The sequence below is a fragment of the Qipengyuania vulgaris genome (assembly GCF_009827325.1).
In the GTDB taxonomy this organism is placed as follows: domain Bacteria; phylum Pseudomonadota; class Alphaproteobacteria; order Sphingomonadales; family Sphingomonadaceae; genus Qipengyuania; species Qipengyuania vulgaris.
Window position 1 is genome coordinate 202,974 of sequence record NZ_WTYC01000003.1, and the last position, 19,026, is coordinate 221,999.

Here is a 19,026-nt window from a genome sequence, read left to right on the forward strand (position 1 = left end):
CACTTCTTCTTTCAGGGGCGGCGGCGGAAGTGAAGGACAGGGCTTCGACAAGCTCAGCCCGAACGGGATAGATAGATAAATCTCATGACCTCAGATCGCCGTACATTCGCCATCATTTCGCACCCCGACGCGGGTAAGACCACGCTGACCGAGAAGCTGCTGCTGACCGGGGGCGCGATCCACCTTGCGGGCGAGGTCAAGGCGCGCGGGCAGGCGCGGCGGGCGCGGTCCGACTGGATGAAGATCGAGCAGCAGCGCGGCATTTCGGTCACCTCCAGCGTCATGACCTTCGAGCGTGAGGGCATCACCTTCAACCTGCTCGACACGCCGGGACACGAGGACTTTTCCGAAGACACCTACCGGACGCTGACCGCGGTCGATTCGGCCATCATGGTGATCGACGCGGCCAAGGGCATTGAGCCGCAGACGCGCAAGCTGTTCGAGGTCTGCCGCTTGCGGAGCGTGCCGATCATCACCTTCGTCAACAAGGTCGACCGCGAAGGGCGCCCGGTCTTCGAACTGCTCGACGAGATCGCCGACATGCTGGCGCTCGACGTCAGCCCGCAGATGTATCCGGTGGGCATGGGCGGCGAATTCCAGGGCATCCTCGATTTCGCATCCGGCGACGTGGTGGTGCCCGAAGGCCCCTCGAAGGAGTTCAAGGGCAAGCGGGTGGCGGATTTCGACCTGCCCGAAGCCGTGGCCGAGAATATCGAGCTGGCGCAGATCGGTTATCCGGAATTCGACATCGAAGCCTATCGCAATGGCGATCTCACCCCGGTCTATTTCGGATCGGCGCTTAAGGGCTTCGGTGTGACCGAGCTGATCGAGGCGATCGCGAAATACGCCCCGCCGCCGCGTCCGCAGCCCGCGGGCGAGGAGCAGATCAGTCCGGACCGCGACGAGGTGACCGGCTTCATCTTCAAGGTGCAGGCCAATATGGACCCCAACCACCGTGACCGCATCGCCTTCATGCGGCAGGTCTCGGGCACCTTCAAGCGCGGCATGAAGCTGACGCCCAGCGGTCTCGGCAAGCCGGTCGCGATCCATTCGCCGATCCTGTTCTTCGCGCAGGACCGCGAAGTGGCCGACACCGCCGAGCCGGGCGATATCATCGGCATTCCCAACCACGGCACGTTGCGCGTGGGCGATACGCTGAGCGAGAAGAACCAGATCCGCTTCACCGGCCTGCCCAACTTCGCGCCGGAAATCCTGCGCCGCGTCGCGCTGGTCGATCCGACCAAGACGAAGCAGCTCAGGAAGGCGCTCGACGATCTGTCCGAGGAAGGCGTGATCCAGGTCTTCTATCCGCAGATCGGCGGGCAGTGGATCATCGGCGTGGTGGGCCAGTTGCAGCTCGACGTGCTGATCTCGCGCCTGTCGGCCGAATACAAGGTCGAGGCGAAGCTGGAGGCTTCTCCCTTCGCCACCGCGCGCTGGATCAAGGGCGATGACAAGGCGCTGGCCGAGTTCGAGAAGTTCAACCTCACGAACCTCGCCAAGGACCGCGACGGCGATCTCGTCTTCATGGCGAAAAGCCCGTGGGACGTGAATTACCAAGAAGAGAAGAACCCGGACCTCGCCTTCTCGGCCACGAAGGAGCGTTGAGGTTGAATCCGGCGCGGGGTTCAAGCAAAGGCCGCGCATGACCATTCCCGGCCCGACCTCACAGACCTTCATCTCGCAGCGCCTGCGGCTCAATTACCTCGACTGGGGCAATCGCGGAAAGCCGCCGCTGGTGCTCGTCCATGGCGGGCGCGACCATGCGCGCAGCTGGGACTGGGTGGCGGAGCAGCTGCGCGACGACTGGCACGTGGTGGCGATGGACCACCGCGGCCACGGCGATTCCGACTGGGTGAGCGACGGTAATTATTCCGCCAGCGACATGGTCTACGACCTGGCGCAGCTGGTCCATCAGCTGGGCGTCGGCCCGGTGACCATCGTCAGCCATTCGATGGGCGGCAACGTCTCGCTGCGTTATGCCGGGACCTTCCCCGACATGGTCCGGAAGATCGTCGCCATCGAAGGGCTGGGGCCGAGCCCCAAGCGGCAGGCGGAAATGCGCGAGAAGAGCTATCCCGAGCGGCTCAACGAGTGGATCGGGCAGAAGCGCAAGGCCGCCGGACGGACGCCGCGCAAATACGAAAGCATCGAAACCGCCTTTGCCCGCATGATCGAGGAGAACAGCTATCTCACCGAAGATCAGGCGCGCCACCTCACCATTCACGGGGTGAACCGGAACGAGGACGGGACCTACAGCTGGAAGTTCGATCCGCATCTCAATGTCTGGCCGGTCGAGGATATTGCCGACGAATTCCTCCACCAGACCTGGGCGGCGATCACCGCGCCCACGCTGCTGCTGTACGGAGCGGACAGCTGGGCCTCCAACCCCGAAGGCGACGGGCGGCTCGATCATTTCGCCAATGCGCAGGTCATCGAGTTCGAGAATGCAGGCCACTGGCTCCACCACGACCAGTTCGATCGCTTCATGGCGACGATCCGGGACTTTCTCTGAGACTCGCGGCACAAGCGGCGGGGATCATGCATTGAGATCCATGTGCGCCTGACCTTCGCCAGCTATAACATCCACAAGGCCGTGGGGCTCGATCGCAAGCGCGATCCGGAGCGTATCCTGTCGGTCCTGCACGAAGTGAACGCCGATATCATCGCGCTGCAGGAGGCGGACCGCCGGATCGGCGCGCGCGAAACCTGCATCCCCCGCGCCGAAATCGACGATTCGCCCTGGCGGCTGATCGAGGTGGCGAAGCGTCCGCGCAGCATCGGGTGGCACGGCAATGCCCTGCTCGTGCGGCGCAAGTTCGAGGTGCATGACGCCGAGCCGCTCGACCTCCCCACGCTCGAACCGCGCGGCGCGGCGTGCGGCGAGATTACCGTCGAAGGCCAGCGCATCCGCATCATCGGCACGCATCTCGACCTGTCCGGGCTGAGACGGCGCGACCAGATCCGTTCGCTATGCGGCTTCGTCGACGATTGCTCGCGCAACCTGCCCTCGGTCATCATGGGCGATTTCAACCAGTGGGGCAGGGCGACCGGGGCCATGCGCGAATTTGCCGATCGCTGGGTGGTGGTGACTCCGGGCAAGAGCTATCCTTCGCGCCAGCCGGTCGCCACGCTGGACCGGATCGTGGCGAGCAAGCACTGGGACTGCGTCGAATCCAAGGTCCACCATACCGGCCTCTCGGCCGTTGCTTCGGACCATCTTCCGGTCGTGGCGACACTAGAGCTGATTAAAAAATAACCAGCAGCCCATAAATTGGGCAACAAAATACCGCATTCTCTCGGGAATTGCGCATTTTCCCGTCTTCGGCCTTATTGGCACGGCTTTTGCTGCAAGTGCGAAAGCCGGTGCTTGGGCCGGCGCGCTTAGCAAGAGGGGTGAAGGCGTGAAATTCATCATCGCAGTCATCAAGCCGTTCAAGCTCGACGAGGTCCGCGAGGCCCTGGGCGGGATTGGCGTGGCGGGAATGACGGTCACCGAAGTCAAGGGCTTCGGCCGCCAGAAGGGCCAGACCGAGATTTATCGCGGGGCCGAATATTCGACCAACATGCTGCCCAAGGTGAAGCTCGAAATCGCGGTTGCCGACGATCTCGCCGCGCAGGCGATCGAGACGATCCAGCAAACCGCCAGCACCGCAGCCATCGGTGACGGCAAGATATTCGTCTTCGACCTCGCCAGCGCCACCCGCATCCGCACCGGCGAAACCGGCGACACCGCGCTGTGACGCCTTGGAGGGACATCATGACCATGCCTAATTTCATGCGCGCTGCCGCCACGGCGACTGCCGCGCTCCTGACCACGACCGCCGCCCATGCGCAGGAGGCCGCCGAAGCTGCGGCTGCCGTTCCCGATCCCGGCAACAATGCCTGGATGATGACCGCGACGATCCTCGTCCTGCTCATGATCCTGCCGGGTCTCGCGCTGTTCTACGGCGGCCTGACCCGGTCGAAGAACATGCTTTCCACGATGACCCAGATCGGCGCCACTGCCGCGCTGGCGATGATCATCTGGGTGATGTGGGGGTATTCGCTCGCCTTCGGGGACACCACCTATGAAGGCACGCTGGGCCTGTTCATCAGCGGGGGCAGCTATTTCCTTGCAGGTACCGATGCGAGCAGCACGGCGGCCACCTTCACCGACGAGGTGATCAGCAAATACGTCTTCATCAGCTTTCAGATGACCTTCGCCGCGATTACCGCCGCGCTGATCCTGGGCGCGACGGCAGAGCGCATGAAGTTCGGCGCCGTCATGGCCTTCGTGCCGATCTGGCTGACCATCGTCTATTTCCCGATCGCGCATATGGTCTGGGCGGGCGGCGGCCTGCTGTTCGAAGACGGCGCGCTGGATTTTGCGGGTGGCACGGTGGTGCACATCAACGCCGGTGTTTCCGGTCTCGTGCTGGCCTATCTCCTCGGCAAGCGCCGCGGCTGGCCGCAGGAACCGATGATGCCGCATTCCATGACGCTGACGATGGTCGGCACCGGCCTGCTGTGGGTGGGCTGGTTCGGCTTCAATGCCGGTTCGGCGCTGGAAGCGGACGGCTCGGCAGGGCTTGCCATGATCAACACCTTCGTCGCGACCGCGGCAGGGGCCTTGGCGTGGATGGTGATCGAGCGGCTTGCAGGGCACCAGGGCTCGGCGCTCGGCTTCTGTTCGGGCGTGATCGCGGGCCTCGTCGCCATCACTCCGGCGGCAGGCAACAGCGGCCCCTTCGGCGCCATACTGCTCGGCATATTGAGCGCGGCGATCTGTTACCTCTTCGTTGCCAAGGTGAAGGCGAAGTTCGGCTATGACGACAGTCTCGATGCTTTCGGCATCCACGGCATCGGCGGCATCGTCGGCGCAATCGGGACGGCTGTGGTCTACCAGCCTTTCCTCGGCGGGCCCGGCGACGGCTCGACCGCGCTCGGCACGCAGCTCGGCATCCAGGTCTTCAGCGTCCTCGTGACCATCGCCTGGGCGGCAATCGGCACGCTGATCGCCGGCTTGATCGTCAAGGCACTGGTCGGCCTGCGCGTCACCGAAGAGGCAGAAGTCGACGGGCTCGACATCTCCGAACACGGGGAGCGCGCCTACAACTGATCCACCAGTTCGGGGGGGCCGCCACTCTCTCCTCTCTCTCCTCAGGCGGCCCCGCCAAACCATGTTCCTCCTGCGAACATAGCCTAAACAAGGGCCGGAACTTTCGAAGTTCCGGCCCCTTTTTTGCTATGTCAGGATGCGAGTTCGGCCAGCACGAAATCGGCACAGCGTTCGCCGATCATGATGCTGGGCGCGTTGGTATTGCCCGATACGAGCCGCGGCATGATCGAAGCGTCGGCGATCCACAGCCCGTCCACGCCGCGGGCCTTGAGCTTCGGATCGACCACGTCGGCCTCGTCCGCGCCCATGCGGCAGGTGCCGACGGGGTGGTAGACCGTATCCGCGCGGCTGCGGATCAGTTCGCCGAGCTGCGCATCGTCGTCGAGGTCGACTGGATAGCGGTCCTGCGGATCATAGGCCTGCAGTGCGGGGGAAGCCACGATGCGGTGCGACAGGCGCACGCCTTCGCGCAAGGTCGCCAGATCCCGCTCGTCATCGAGGAAGTTCGGATCGATGCGCGGTGCATCTTCCCCCTGGCGGCTCGCCAACCGTACCGTGCCGCGGCTTTCCGGACGCAGCACGCAGGCATGGAGCGAGAAGCCATGGCCCTTCACCTTGGTACGCCCGTGATCTTCCAGCATGGCGGGAACGAAGTGCCATTGGACGTCCGGTGCGGGTGCATCGGGCATGACCTTCCAGAACCCCCCGGCCTCGGCATAGGGGGTGGTCATGATGCCGGTGCGCTTGCGCCGATGTTCGATGATCGCCTTCGCCATGCGGACATTGCCCGCCAGGCTGGAGCCGATGAAATCCTTGCTCTCGGTCTGCCAGCTTGAAACATAATCGATATGGTCCTGCAGGTCCGAACCGACTGCGGGCTTGTCGACCACCACATCGATACCGTGTTCCTTCAGATGCGCGCCGGGACCGATGCCCGACAGCATCAGGATCTGGGGAGAATTGAAGGCGCCCGCCGACAGCACCACGCCGCCCCGTGCCCTGACGGTCCGCGTCCGCTTGCCCGCCGAATAGGTGACACCGGTGACGCGGCCATACTCGATTTCGAGTTTCTGCACCGTCACGCCGATGCGGACGTCGAGGTTCTTCGACCCGCGTTTCGGTTCGACATAGGCGCGCGCGGCGGACCAGCGCTCGCCGTCCTTCTGCGTCACCTGATAGAGGCCGAAACCTTCCTGCTTCCCGGCGTTGAAATCGGCATTGCGCGGAAGCTGGAGTTCGGCTGCCGCTTCGACGAAGGCATGGCTGCCCGGGTTCGCCCATTTCTGGTCGCTCACCCACAGCGGGCCATCGTCGCCGTGATAGGCGTCTTCGCCGCGGACATTGTGCTCGGCGCGTTTGAAATAGGGCAGGACATCGTCAAACCCCCAGCCGGTGCAGCCGAGCGCGGCCCAATTGTCGTAATCCCACTTGTTGCCGCGGATGTAGATCATCGCGTTGATGGCGGATGATCCGCCCAGGCCCTTGCCCCGCGGCTGGTAGCCGGCGCGCCCGTTCAGCCCTTTTTGCGGCACCGTTTCATACATGTAATTGGCCGCGGGATTGGGGATGGCGAGCATTCCCGGCATCGTGATCCGCATGCCGTTGTTGCGGCCCCCCGCCTCCAGCAGGCACACGCTCTTCCCCGCTTCCGCCAGCCTGCCGGCCGCGGCGCTGCCCCCGCTGCCGCCGCCGACGACGACAATATCAAATTCGTCCATGGGTTCTCCTCTCGATTCGAGAGGTTAGGCAGGCTCTGCGTCGCCTGCAATCGGGTTTTGAGATGCAACCGGTTCTTGGGGCGCGGCATGGCCCTGCCGTTCCAGCCATGCGGCGCGGATCTGGTTGCTCGTCTCGCGGCTGCCGTCATGCGTCCAGCCGGGTTCGCGGATGAGGTAGGACAGCTTGTGTTTCCACGGTGCGTGCCACATGTCCTGCGCGATGCCGATCCATTCGTGGAACACCGCCCACAGCAGGTTGAAGCTGCCGAGCTGCCTGACGATGCCGTAGCGGATCTTCTCGTCGTCCCTCTCCGGTTCGAAAGTGCCGAATATCCTGTCCCACACGATGAAGACACCGGCATAGTTGCGGTCGAGATAGCGCGGATTGGTGGCGTGATGGACGCGGTGGTGGCTGGGCGTGTTCATCACCGCCTCGAACCAGCGCGGCATGCGGCCGATCGCCTCGGTATGGATCCAGAACTGGTAGATCAGGTTGAAGCCGCCGCAGATCGCGATCATCGCCGGGTGGAAACCGAGCAGCACCAGCGGCAGCGCAAACAGGAAGCCCAGCGTCAGGAATCCGGTCCAGGTCTGCCGCAGCGCGGTGGAAAGGTTGTAATGCTGGCTCGAATGGTGGTTCACATGGCTGGCCCAGAACCAGCGTACGCGGTGTCCGAAACGGTGGACCCAGTAGTATTTGAGATCGTCGAGCACGAAGCAGGCGATCCACGCCCACCATGCCCAGCCGATGTCGAACAGCCGGTACTCCCAGAGGTACAGGTAGAGCGCGAAGAACAGTCCGCCGAACAGCAGGCCCGAAACCGTGCTGCCGAGTCCGAAAGCCAGGCTGGTGAGCGTGTCCTTCGGTTCATAGGCATGGCGGTTCCTGCGCCAGGCCCAGATCATCTCGATCAGGACCAGCGCGACGAAACCGGGCACGGCATATTGAGTGGGCGAAAAATCGGGCATCGTCGCGCTACTTTATAGCCTCGATCCGCTTAACCCAAGCTTGTGGTTCGGCAATGCGCAGGACCGCGCTGCCATACCGCCGCTCCGACGTGTTGACGACGAGCGTGTCGTTTTCGATCCGTGCGGTGGCCGCGGGGGTCAGGATGCGGCCTGCGAAATGCGTTCCGTGCGGCCTCAGCAGCATGACGCGTCCCCCCGCATCGCGCAGAAGAGCGGCACGGCCTTCCGCATCGAGCGCCAGATCCGTTGCCGCGAAACCGTCCGCTGCTTCCGCTGCTGCGCGGCGCGCCTCTTCCTCGCTGGACAGCCTGCGCTCTGGCCCGAGCTTGAGCCACCAGGCCAGTCCCGCAAGCAGCAGGATGGCCGCCAGCGAGCCGAGGAACTGGAGCAGCTGGTCCTGCACTTAATCGCCGGATTGCTGGCTCAGCATCTCCAGCGTCGGCCGTACCGGGGAAATGTCATACCCTGCACCCTGCGCTTCGTGCGCGATCGTTTCCAGATCGCGCCCGGCCTTGGCCTGCGTCATCGCCCACAGCAGGGTCGAGCGGGTACCCGTGCGGCAGAAGGCGAGCACCTTGCCCTCGGCATTGCCAAGGGCCGCAGCCATGGCATCGACCTGCGGCAGGCTGAAACCGGCCGAGCCGACGGGTATCGCGGTGTAGTCCATCCCGGCCTGCCGCGCAGCCTTTTCGATCTCGCGGCCTTCGGGCTGGCCCGTTTCCTCGCCATCGGGGCGATTGTTGACGATCAGCGTCACGCCCTCCGCCTTGGCGCGTTCGACATCGCCCGGTTCGATCTGGCCCGAAGCGAGCAGCGTATCCGTTATCGGCTTGAACTGGGTCATGTATCAGGCTCCTTCGCTGGCGGGTTTGGCCATCCGCCGGTTGCGCTGGAAGATGTTGAGGATTTCGACGCCGACCGAGAAGCCCATGGCGGCGTAGATGTAGCCCTTGGGAACATGGAAGCCGAAGCCGTCGGCGATCAGCACGAGGCCGATCATCACGAGGAAGGCCAGCGCCAGCATGACCAATGTCGGGTTCTTTTCGATGAAGCGGGCGAGCGGGTCTGCGGCAATCATCATGATGCCGACGGTGATGACGACGGCGATGACCATGATCGGGATGTCATCGGTCATGCCGACCGCAGTGAGAATCGAATCGACCGAGAAAACGAGGTCGATGGCGACGATCTGCGCGATTACGGTACCGAAAGTGGCCGTCACCGCCGCAGCTGCGCCGGGTGTCTTGTCGAGCAGGTCGCCCGAATTGTCTTCCGGCTCCATCGAATGGTGGATTTCCTTTGTGGCCTTCCACAACAGGAACAGGCCGCCCGTGAGGAGGATCAGGTCGCGGCCCGAAAAGGCGGTTTCGAAGGTCGGTTCTCCGTAGGGTCCGGGGCTCCCTTCGATGCCGAGATCGAACAGCGGTGCCTGCAGCGTCACCAGCCAGCCGATCAGCATCAGCATCCCGATGCGCATGACGAGCGCGAGCGCCAGCCCGATTCGCCGCGCGCGTTGCTGCTGGTGTTCGGGCAGCTTGTTCGACAGGATGGCGATGAAGATGAGATTGTCGACGCCGAGCACCACCTCGAGTGCGATGAGCGTGAGCAGGGCAAGCCATGCGGCGGGGTCGGAGAAAAGCGCGATGAGATCCATGGCGGCAACCGATGCCCAAGGGATCGATTTCTTGCAAGCGAAACGATGGCCGATTCCGCCATGCGAAAATGTCACATTTGTGCGCCACAAGAAGTGAGAGCGCTAAATCATTCGCATGATGCGTTCTTTCGCGCTATGCGTTGGGGCGATGCGAGAGGTACTTCCCACGGAAATCCCTCCTCGCTTGCGTTTGGCACGCCTTGCAGCCTGCGTGCCGGCGCGAAGATTACGCGGCTGCGCGACAAGGTATTTTACGACTTATGGGTTACGATAGAGGGCGGCGCCGCGGACGGGACAAGCGGGACAATATCGGAGAGGACAGCTACGATCCGTTCGGTGGTCCTCCAGCGGGAGGTTTCGACCAGGGCGGCGGCGATCGCGGCGGATTCGGCGGCGGTGACCGCGGCGGATTCGGTGGCGGCGACCGTGGCGGCTTCGGCGGCGGTGGGAACCGCGGCGGTGGCTTCGGTGGCGGCGGCAATCGCGGCGGTGGTGGCGGCTTCGGCGGCGGCCCGCGCGGTGGCGGTGCCGGTGGTGCCGGCGGCGGTAGCCGGATGCCTGCGCAGGTCGTCGGAACCGGCAAGGGCACGGTCAAGTTCTTCAACACGCAGAAGGGCTTCGGCTTCATCCAGCAGGAAACCGGCGGCGAAGACATCTTCGTCCACATCAGCGCTGTCGAACGTGCAGGTCTCGAAGGTCTCGCCGAAGGGCAGGAACTCGAATTCAACCTCGTCGATCGTGGCGGCAAGGTCTCTGCACAGGACCTGCAGGTCGTTGGCGACGTCATCGAAGTCGAGCAGAAGACCGAGGCCCCGCGCCGCGAACTGACTGGCGACAAGGCGACCGGAACGGTCAAGTTCTTCAATTCGATGAAGGGCTTTGGCTTCCTCACGCGTGACGACGGCCAGCCCGATGCATTCGTGCACATCAGCGCGGTGGAGCGTTCGGGCCTTTCGCAGATCAACGAGGGCGAGCGCTACGAGTTCGACCTCGAGGTCGACCGACGCGGCAAATATTCCGCGGTCAATCTGGTCCCCGCCTCCGAATAGGAAGCAGACGACGCCCGAGCATCGCGTTTGACCAAGCGCGCGCGAGGGAATAGATCGCTGGCAAACACGCAGATGGCGGCTCCCGTTCCGGGGCCGCCATTTGTCTTTGACCTCTTGAGGAGAGCTTAGAGAAATGTCGATTAGTCCGCTGATGCCCGTCTATCCCCGCTGCGGCGTGCGCCCCGTGAAGGGCGATCACTGCCACCTGATTGACGAGGACGGCACGCGCTATCTCGACTTTGCCAGCGGTATCGCGGTCAACCTGCTCGGCCACAGCCACTCCGGCCTGATCGGAGCGATCCAGCGCCAGGCCGAAACGCTGATGCACGTCTCCAACCTCTACGGAAGCCCCCAGGGCGAGGCGCTGGCGCAGCAGCTGGTGGACAAGACATTCGCCGACACGGTGTTCTTCACCAATTCGGGTGCAGAGGCGGTGGAGTGCGCGATCAAGACGGCCCGCGCCTATCACCAGCATGAAGATGGCGATTCGAACCGTACTGAACTGATCACCTTCACCAATGCTTTCCACGGCCGGACGATGGCGACCATCAGCGCGTCCAACCAGGAAAAGATGCACAAGGGTTTCTACCCGATGCTCGCCGGGTTCCAGTACGCCGAATTCGACAATCTGGAGAGCGCGAAAGCCCTGGTCAGCGACAAGACCGCAGGCTTCCTCGTCGAACCGATCCAGGGGGAGGGCGGCATTCGCCCGGCCTCGGACGAATTTATTCACGGCCTCAAGGCCATCTGTGACGAGCATGATCTCATGCTCGCGTTCGACGAAGTCCAGTGCGGCGTCGCGCGCACCGGCAAGCTCTATGCCTACGAGCATTACGGGATCGCACCCGACATCATGGCCAGCGCCAAGGGCATCGGTGGCGGCTTCCCGCTCGGCGCGTGCCTTGCCACCGAGAAAGCGGCGCGCGGCATGGGCTTCGGCACGCATGGCTCGACCTATGGCGGCAACCCGCTCGCCATGGCTGCCGGTACGGCGGTGATGGATGCAGTCGCCAATGACGAATTCCTCTCCGAAGTCACCGCCAAGGGCGAACGCCTGCGTAGCCGCCTCGAACAGTTCATCGGCAACTATCCCGAACTGTTCGATTTCGTGCGCGGCAAGGGCCTGATGCTGGGTATCCGCATGAAGGTCGAAAGCCGGCCCTTTTTCGTCCATCTGCGCGACAACCACCAGCTGCTCACCGTGGCGGCGGGCGACCAGACCCTGCGCGTCCTGCCCCCGCTGGTGGCAGACGATGCGGAATTCGACGAATTCTTCGACAAGCTTTCCGCCGGCGCGGCGAGCTTCGATCCGGCAGCAAGCTGATGACCGGCGGTGACGCACTGGACCTCGCTCCGGCAGTGAGGAACTTCCTCGACCTGTCGGATGCGGGCGGGGATGCGATCGCCGCCATGCTTGCCGATGCGCAGGACCGCAAGGCCGCGCGAAAAAGCTGGCCGAAGGGCAGGCCCGACGCGGACGCGCCGCTTGCGGGCCATGTGCTGGGCATGATCTTCGAGAAGAACTCGACCCGCACGCGGGTCAGCTTCGATATCGGCATGCGCCAGCTCGGCGGATCGGCGCTGATCCTCGATTCGGGGACCAGCCAGCTGGGTCGCGGGGAAAGCGTTGCCGATACGGCGCGTGTGCTCAGCCGGATGGTCGATGCGATCATGATCCGGACCGACGATCACGCCAAGGCCGAAGAACTGGCGCATCACGCGCATGTGCCGGTGATCAACGGGCTGACCGACCGTTCGCATCCGTGCCAGATCGTCGCCGATCTCCTTACGATGGTCGAACATGGCAAGGCCTTGCCCGGCCTGGAACTCGCATGGCTCGGAGATGGCAACAATGTGCTGCATTCGATCCTCGAGGCCGCGGGCATCTTCAAGTTCAACGTCCGCATCGGCGTTCCGCAGGGTTACGAGCCCGATTCAGAATTCGTCGGACTTGCTCGCAAGGGCGGGGCGCAGGTCAAACTGACCCAGGATGCCGCCGAAGCCGCGCGCGGAGCGGACATCGTCGTCACCGATACTTGGGTTTCGATGGGCCAGGACCACGCTCAGGAAAAGCTGGCGGCGATGGCACCCTTTCAGGTCGGTGGCGAGCTGATGAGCCTTGCCCGGCCCAATGCGAAATTCCTCCACTGCCTTCCCGCCCATGTCGGAGACGAGGTGACGGAGGAGGTTTTCGAAGGCCCGCAATCGGTAGTCTTCGATGAAGCGGAGAACCGCATCCACGCGCAGAAATCGATCTTGCTTTGGTGTTTCGGGAAGATCGGGGGCTAGCCTCGACCCTGTTCAATCTGCGTCGGCGTTCCCATATGCCCGCGCATGACGCAGACCGACCCCGCCGCCAAAGAGACCTTTTCGGGCCGCACGCTCGCCTTCACCATCCCCTCGCGCGACACGCGCGGACGGATTGTCAGGCTCGATCGCGCGCTCGAGGAAATCCTTGCGGCACACGATTATCCCGCCCCGATCACGCACCTGCTCGCCGAAGCGCTGGTGCTGGCCACGCTGATGGGTTCGCTCCTCAAGGATGACGGATCGCAGGTCACAATGCAGGCCCAGACCGAGGCCGGCGCGGTGAACCTGCTGGTATGCGACTACAAGGGCGGCGAACTGCGCGGATATGTGGATTTCGACCACTCGCGACTGGCGGAACTCGGGGCCAATCCCTCGCTCTTCGCGCTGTTCGGCAAGGGCTATCTTGCCATCACTTTCGATGTCGCAAAGGGCAAGGGGCGCTATCAGGGTATCGTCCCGCTCGAGGGCGAGACCTTGGCCCAGGCCTGCGAGGCCTATTTCTTCCAGTCAGAACAGGTCCCGACATTGATTCGCACGGCGGTAAGGTCGGGTGGGGGCAAATGCAGCGCGGCGGGCATGCTGGTTCAGCACCTGCCCGATGGCGAGGAAGGTCGAGAGCGGTTGCACGCTCGGCTGGATCACCCGGAATGGGAACATGTGGCGATACTCGCGGGGTCAGTGAAGCACGAGGAATTGCTCGATTCCGTCCTGTCGCTCGAGGCGATCGTGTGGCGCCTGTTTCATGAGGAACAGGAGGTGCGGATCGAAAAAGGCGCTCCGATCGAGCGCGGTTGCCGCTGCTCGATCGAGCATTATCACGACGTCCTGTCCAAGTTTCCCGAGGAAGACCGTAAGGAAATGCGCGACGAGGAGGGAAAGATCGTGGTGGATTGCGCGTTCTGTTCGAAGAAGTTCCCCATCGAAGCCTAATTAGGCGCCAGAAAACAATTCATCGCTGTTCCAGAACGGTTCATCGCTGTAATTTAGGATGCGAGTTAATCCGCTCACCGCGCAAATGTGCTAAGTAACAAGAGATGAAAATCATGCCGAATCGTAAAACCGCCTGGATCGCTGCCGCCGTTGCGGCCGTGCCTGCGGCCCTATTGGGCGGCGCCGCGCTGGCGCAATCGTCTCTCGCCATGCTCGACACACTAGATCGTGGCGGATGGGAGCTGCGGTATCGTGACGGCTCAACGCCGCGCAATCTGTGCGTACGGAGCGGGCGCGAGTTCATCCAGCTTCGCCATAATGAAAAGGGCTGCAACCGCTTCGTCGTCGAAGATGGCAATAGCGAGATAACTGTCCAGTATACCTGCCCCGGCAATGGCTATGGGCGCACCCATATTCGCAAGGAAGGCAGCAAGCTCGTCCAGATCGACAGCCAAGGCATCGTCGACGGGCGGCCGTTCCAGTTTTCGGGCGAGGCGCGGCATACGGGTCGCTGCCGATAGTCTTGCGGCGCGGGGTGCCAACGCCTAGCTGCCCCGCATGACGCATACATCCCACGAACATTTCGGCCCTGCGGTCGTGCTGCTTTCGGGCGGGCTCGATTCCATGGTGACCGCCGCACTCGCGCGCGAACGCGGATTCGAGGTCCATGCGCTGACGATCGACTACGGGCAGCGCCACGTGCGCGAACTCCAGTCGGCGCGCGCGATTGCGGAACAGCTGGGCGTCGCCCGGCACGTCGAATTGCCACTGGACCTGCGCCAGTTCGGCGGTTCGGCGCTGACTGCGGATATCGACGTGCCCAAGGGCGGCGTAGCCGGGGACATTCCCGTCACCTACGTCCCGGCGCGCAACCTCGTCTTCCTCGCGCTGACGACCGCCTTCGCCGAAACTTCGCATTCGCGGGACATTTTCATCGGTGTGAATGCGCTGGACTATTCCGGCTATCCCGATTGCCGCCCGGAATTCATTGCCAGTTTCGCCGAAACCGCCCGGCTGGGGACGAAGCAGGGCATCGAGGGTGAACCCTTCACCATCCACGCGCCGCTTCAGGAACTGAGCAAGGCCGACATTGCGCGGGAATGCGATCGGCTGGGTCTCGACCCCGCGTGGAGCTGGTCCTGCTATGATCCCACACCCGATGGTGTGGCCTGCGGCGCCTGCGATTCCTGTCGACTACGTCGAAAGGGGTTTGACGAGGCGGGACTTGTCGATACCACTGTCTACGCCAAGGACGCACCTGCCCTGACGGAGTAGCAATTTGACCCAGCCGACTGCCGCCGCCCCCGATCAGATACCTGTTGCGGAGGGGGCACAGGGCAAGGTCCCGGCATATAGCTGGTATGCCCTCAGCATTCTGGTCATCATCTATGTTCTGAACTTCGTTGACCGGAATATCATCTCGATCTTGGCCGAGGACATCAAGGCGGATCTCGGCCTGCGCGATGATCAGATCGGCTTTCTCTACGGGACGGCTTTCGGGGTTTTCTACGCCCTCTTCGGCATTCCGCTCGGCAAGCTGGCGGACAACTGGCACCGCGTGCGGCTGATGACGGCAGGCCTTGCCATCTGGTCCGCGTTCACCGCGCTTTCGGGCTTCGCCAAGAATTTCACCATGCTGAGCGTTGCGCGTATCGGGGTGGGCGTGGGCGAGGCGACCGCCAGCCCGAGTGCATACTCGCTGATTTCCGACTGGTTTCCCAAAAGAATGCGGGCCACCGCGCTCGCGATCTATTCCTCGGGCCTGTACATCGGCGGCGGTGTATCGCTGCTGATCGGCGGCGCGATCGTCGAGAAATGGAACGCGGCTTTCCCGACCGATGCCCCCCTAGGTCTCGCCGGGTGGCAGGCCGCCTTCATTATCGTGGGACTCCCTGGACTGCTTCTCGCGCTCCTCGTGTTCACCTTGCGCGAACCCGTCCGCGGGCAGAGCGACGGGATTATCACGCCGCCGCCGAAAGATCCGTTCCGCGGGTTCTTTCAGGAACTGATCGCAGTGATTCCGCCCTTCACCCTGATCGGGGCTGCAAGAGGCGGTGCGCGCGGTATCGCAGTCAACCTCGCGGGAGCGCTGGTTATCGGCGGCATCGCCTATCTGATGGCCGACTTCACCGGCAATGCGCAGCAGTGGGGCGCGGTCGGGATTGGCTATTACGCCATTTTCTCATGGGCCTCGACCCTCAAGCGCCGCGACGAACCTACCTTCACGCTGATCTGGGGAACGCCGGCGTTTCTCACGACGATCCTGGGATATGGCATGGTTGCCTTCATGTCCTACGCCGCGTCCTTCTGGGCTGCACCTTATGCCATCCGCATACTCGAGGAAGCTCCCTCAACGGCAGGGTGGTGGATCGGTGGTCCGGGAGCGCTAGGTGGCTTCCTCGGAGTGATCATGGGTGGCCGCGCCGCCGACTGGTTGCGAGAACGCATGCCGACAGGACGCCTGTTCGTGGTCGCCTTCGGCCTCACTGCAGCGGCGCCTTTCCTCTACATCATGTTCACCACGCTCGACCCCACGATCTTCTACATTGCGGCGTTCCTGCAATCGCTGTGCGGCAGTTCAGCCCTTGGTGCGGCGGCGGCGACTTCACAGGATCTGGTCCTTCCCCGCATGAGGGGAACCGCCACCGCGACCTTCTTCCTCGCCACGACGCTCGTCGGCCTTGCTCTTGGGCCCTATATGGCCGGTCAGGTCTCGACGATGACGGGCAGCCTATCGACGGGCGGCCTCAGCCTGCTGATAGCGGTACCGATCGGACTGGTGCTGCTGTTCATTGCCTATCGGACGGTGCCGACAGCGGAGCGGACCCTTCTGGACCGGGCGCGCGCGGCAGGCGAGGAAATCTGAGGAGTAACCTCAGCTCGCCCTGAGAACGCCGCAAGCTACCCGTGAGCCGGCGTCACCGGCAGGATCGCTGCGGTAGTCGTCCGGGCCGGCGTGGATCATCACGGCAGTTCCGTCGGCATCGAACAGGTATTCGCGGTAAGTTGGCGTGTCCGGCCCGAGATCGACTTCGATACTCCCGGAGCGCGATGCACCGATCACCAAGTTCGGCATGTCGCCGACATGCTTGCCTTCGGGATTCAATGATCCGTGTTCATTGCCGGTCGGGTTGAGATGTCCCCCCGCGCTCGTGAAGTCGGGTGCCTCGCAGCGACCGGTGGTGTGCAGGTGAAACCCGTGTTCACCGGGTTCGAGCCCGGTGGCGGCGACGGCGAGCGACAAATTCTGTCCGTCGGAGACGAGTTGCGCGGTTCCGACTGGAACGCCGTTGGCCCGGTTCAGCTGAGCCTGCCCGACGCGATCGGAGGGCAGGCCTTCGAGTGTGGAGCACCCTGCCAGGGCGATTGAAGCAAGCGAGGCGGCGAAGATCATGCGCATAATTCTGGTCCCGTTTCGTTAGTCCTGCCCGACCAACGAAAAAGGGGCCGGATTGCTCCGGCCCCTTCTCGAAGTTCTACTCTTGCGAGTAAATTACATGCCCGAACCCGGACCGTAGGTGACTTCCACCCGGCGGTTCTGGAGTTCGCGGACGCCGTCGGCGGTCGGAACGCGAAGCTGCGTTTCGCCGAAGGCTTCGCTGCTGATGCGTCCACCGGGGACACCGCGACCGGTAAGGTAGTCACGAACCGACGAGTTACGACGCTCGGCGAGGCCGATGTTGTACTGCGCCGAACCCGAGGTGTCGGTGTGGCCAGCGAGCATGACCGAAGCCGTGCCGCAATTGGCGTAAGCCGAAACCGCGTTGTCGAGGATGGTCGCCGCTTCCGGCGTGATAGCCGATTCGTCCCAGTTGAAGAAAACGATGTACGGGCCCTGCTGGCAGACCGGAGCCGGCGGAGGCGGCGGCGGAGGCGGCGGGGGCGGCGGAGGCGGCGGCGGCGGCGGCGGGGGCGGCGGAGGCGGTGCAACCGGCGCGCCGAAGTTGTAGCTCAGCGTACCCATCAGCGAGTGGGTGCGCCACTTGCCTTCACGCTCGTCACCGAAATTGTCGACGAGGCGAACATCTTCGGCAGTGAACATGCGATAGCGCAGGCCGACATCGATATTGTCGGTCAGCGGAGCGCGGACACCAGCGATGAGCTGCCATGCGAGGTCGCTCGACGAATCGTCGATGACCGTGTTGGCAAGTTGCGGGGTGAAGACTTCACCGTCGAGGCTGGTGCGTGCAACACCGATACCACCACCAGCATATGCCTGGAGGCCATCATCGGGGCCGAAGTCGAACATGCCGTTGAGCATGAATGCGAGCGAACTCGTCGAGCCGTCCGCTTCGAACTGGCCGAGCGAACCGACTTCGACGAAGTCGTGATCGGCTTCGCGGTAGCTGACTTCGGCTTCCAGACGGAATGCGCCGAAATCGTAACCGACGTAGCCGCCGCCATCGAAACCGTATTCGTAATCGATGTCGGCCGACGGTGCGCCGGCGCTATCATCGGTTGCAGTAAGGTTCATGTCTTCGGCAAGCATCGGGCCGAATTCGCCACCGATGTACCACGAGTTGTCCCTTGCGAGGGCAGGCGATGCTATGGCCGTAGAGGCCATCGCCAATCCTAAGACTATTTTCCGCATTATTTATTTCCCCTTTTTGCGAATTGGAGCCACCGAGTGACGCTTATCTATCTTTGCGTCATCCCAGTGGCAAGCGGGCATTGGTTGGGAACTGTTGCAAGAATGTCGCAATTCCCTCCTGATTTCAGGGATATCCGGTTAGAAGTTCCCTCCAGATAACGTGGGGCAAACGCCAAGTGTATTTACTGGTTCCCGATGAATCAGGAAATCATGCCAAATTCTTTCAATGTGGTAATAATACCCGAAATCGCTGCGCGCGCCTCTTCATCGACAGTCTCACCTCCTGAAGGCTCCTCAGGCGCGAGAGGCCTTTGCCATCCGGCTGAAAAACGGACCAGTGTTCCGGTCGAGAGATCGCGGACCATCATCCCCTCGACTGGCTCTGCGTAAACCCACTGCTGTCCGTCCCAACCGGCGACCCGGCCGTCCATAACCGCGAATTCGCCAATTGCCTGAGACGCGACGAGGTAGGATGCGCCCGCTTCAGGAACGGCAGGGGGGCCACACGCTCTTCCGCCACTGCCGAATGGAGTAGCAGGTCTATCCGTGCCAGCGCTTTGCCTACATTATCCTCGCCGCCATGGTGCTGGGGATCGGCGCCCTGATCGCGCTCGTTCGCCACAGGCGAAACCAGAAGCGCCGCGGCTGGTGGTGATCGGCACAAAGGGGCTTTCCCCGGCAATCGCGCTCGCCTAATCCCGCGC

General features: G+C 63.3%; 19 protein-coding genes and 1 pseudogene. 12 read left to right on the forward strand and 8 right to left on the reverse strand.

Annotated features, from left to right (window positions below):
- Positions 1-84: 84 nt before the first annotated feature.
- The 5 genes from GRI69_RS07830 (at position 85) to GRI69_RS07850 (ending at position 5,101) form a co-directional block, all read left to right on the forward strand.
- Entirely contained in the window at positions 85-1,608 is a 1,524-nt protein-coding gene (locus GRI69_RS07830; RefSeq protein ID WP_160727706.1) for a peptide chain release factor 3, read from the forward strand.
- A 37-nt stretch (positions 1,609-1,645) separates the two neighbouring features.
- Entirely contained in the window at positions 1,646-2,515 is an 870-nt protein-coding gene (locus tag GRI69_RS07835) for an alpha/beta fold hydrolase (protein WP_160727707.1), read from the forward strand.
- Between the two features lie 42 nt (positions 2,516-2,557).
- Complete coding sequence (locus tag GRI69_RS07840) at positions 2,558-3,259, forward strand: endonuclease/exonuclease/phosphatase family protein (protein WP_160727708.1); 702 nt, start codon at positions 2,558-2,560, stop codon at positions 3,257-3,259.
- Between the two features lie 145 nt (positions 3,260-3,404).
- Positions 3,405-3,743, forward strand: coding sequence for a P-II family nitrogen regulator (locus GRI69_RS07845; protein WP_160727709.1), 339 nt, complete (start codon positions 3,405-3,407; stop codon positions 3,741-3,743).
- A 23-nt stretch (positions 3,744-3,766) separates the two neighbouring features.
- The gene (locus GRI69_RS07850) at positions 3,767-5,101 is read left to right on the forward strand and encodes an ammonium transporter (RefSeq protein WP_419957067.1); all 1,335 of its coding nucleotides are present in this window, start codon (positions 3,767-3,769) and stop codon (positions 5,099-5,101) included.
- A 131-nt stretch (positions 5,102-5,232) separates the two neighbouring features.
- On the opposite strand, the gene GRI69_RS07855 is transcribed toward GRI69_RS07850, so the two are convergent.
- The 5 genes from GRI69_RS07855 to GRI69_RS07875 are packed head-to-tail and all read right to left on the reverse strand — an operon-like array spanning position 5,233 to position 9,442.
- Positions 5,233-6,819 (reverse strand): GMC family oxidoreductase, encoded by a 1,587-nt coding sequence (locus GRI69_RS07855; RefSeq protein ID WP_160727711.1) that lies wholly within the window; start codon positions 6,817-6,819, stop codon positions 5,233-5,235.
- 24 nt (positions 6,820-6,843) lie between these two features.
- Positions 6,844-7,788, reverse strand: a complete 945-nt coding sequence (locus GRI69_RS07860; RefSeq protein WP_160727712.1) for a sterol desaturase family protein — start codon at positions 7,786-7,788, stop codon at positions 6,844-6,846.
- 7 nt (positions 7,789-7,795) lie between these two features.
- Complete coding sequence (locus GRI69_RS07865) at positions 7,796-8,191, reverse strand: hypothetical protein (RefSeq protein WP_160727713.1); 396 nt, start codon at positions 8,189-8,191, stop codon at positions 7,796-7,798.
- Positions 8,192-8,632 (reverse strand): protein tyrosine phosphatase family protein, encoded by a 441-nt coding sequence (locus GRI69_RS07870; protein ID WP_160727714.1) that lies wholly within the window; start codon positions 8,630-8,632, stop codon positions 8,192-8,194.
- A 3-nt stretch (positions 8,633-8,635) separates the two neighbouring features.
- Complete coding sequence (locus GRI69_RS07875) at positions 8,636-9,442, reverse strand: TerC family protein (RefSeq protein WP_160727715.1); 807 nt, start codon at positions 9,440-9,442, stop codon at positions 8,636-8,638.
- Positions 9,443-9,702: 260 nt separating this feature from the next.
- On the opposite strand from GRI69_RS07875, the gene GRI69_RS16250 reads away from it, so the two are divergent.
- The 7 genes from GRI69_RS16250 (at position 9,703) to GRI69_RS07910 (ending at position 16,597) form a co-directional block, all read left to right on the forward strand.
- Positions 9,703-10,491, forward strand: a complete 789-nt coding sequence (locus GRI69_RS16250) for a cold-shock protein (RefSeq protein WP_160727716.1) — start codon at positions 9,703-9,705, stop codon at positions 10,489-10,491.
- A 133-nt stretch (positions 10,492-10,624) separates the two neighbouring features.
- Complete coding sequence (locus tag GRI69_RS07885; RefSeq protein WP_160727717.1) at positions 10,625-11,815, forward strand: aspartate aminotransferase family protein; 1,191 nt, start codon at positions 10,625-10,627, stop codon at positions 11,813-11,815.
- Entirely contained in the window at positions 11,815-12,780 is a 966-nt protein-coding gene (gene argF / locus GRI69_RS07890) for an ornithine carbamoyltransferase (protein ID WP_160727718.1), read from the forward strand. Before GRI69_RS07885 ends, argF begins: the two co-directional genes overlap by 1 nt.
- 45 nt (positions 12,781-12,825) lie before the next feature.
- Positions 12,826-13,731, forward strand: a complete 906-nt coding sequence (hslO, locus tag GRI69_RS07895; RefSeq protein ID WP_160727719.1) for an Hsp33 family molecular chaperone HslO — start codon at positions 12,826-12,828, stop codon at positions 13,729-13,731.
- Positions 13,732-13,844: 113 nt separating this feature from the next.
- The gene (locus GRI69_RS07900; RefSeq protein ID WP_337191045.1) at positions 13,845-14,252 is read left to right on the forward strand and encodes a hypothetical protein; all 408 of its coding nucleotides are present in this window, start codon (positions 13,845-13,847) and stop codon (positions 14,250-14,252) included.
- Between the two features lie 37 nt (positions 14,253-14,289).
- Entirely contained in the window at positions 14,290-15,006 is a 717-nt protein-coding gene (gene queC / locus GRI69_RS07905; RefSeq protein ID WP_160727721.1) for a 7-cyano-7-deazaguanine synthase QueC, read from the forward strand.
- Between the two features lie 4 nt (positions 15,007-15,010).
- Complete coding sequence (locus tag GRI69_RS07910; RefSeq protein ID WP_160727722.1) at positions 15,011-16,597, forward strand: spinster family MFS transporter; 1,587 nt, start codon at positions 15,011-15,013, stop codon at positions 16,595-16,597.
- 9 nt (positions 16,598-16,606) lie between these two features.
- On the opposite strand, the gene GRI69_RS07915 is transcribed toward GRI69_RS07910, so the two are convergent.
- The 3 genes and pseudogenes from GRI69_RS07915 to GRI69_RS07925 all read right to left on the reverse strand — a co-directional run.
- Positions 16,607-17,131, reverse strand: coding sequence for a superoxide dismutase family protein (locus tag GRI69_RS07915; protein ID WP_160727723.1), 525 nt, complete (start codon positions 17,129-17,131; stop codon positions 16,607-16,609).
- 93 nt (positions 17,132-17,224) lie between these two features.
- Complete coding sequence (locus GRI69_RS07920) at positions 17,225-18,322, reverse strand: OmpA family protein (RefSeq protein WP_160727724.1); 1,098 nt, start codon at positions 18,320-18,322, stop codon at positions 17,225-17,227.
- Positions 18,323-18,522: 200 nt separating this feature from the next.
- A pseudogene (locus GRI69_RS07925) lies at positions 18,523-18,813 on the reverse strand (DUF2793 domain-containing protein); the annotation flags it as partial.
- Positions 18,814-19,026: the final 213 nt, after the last annotated feature.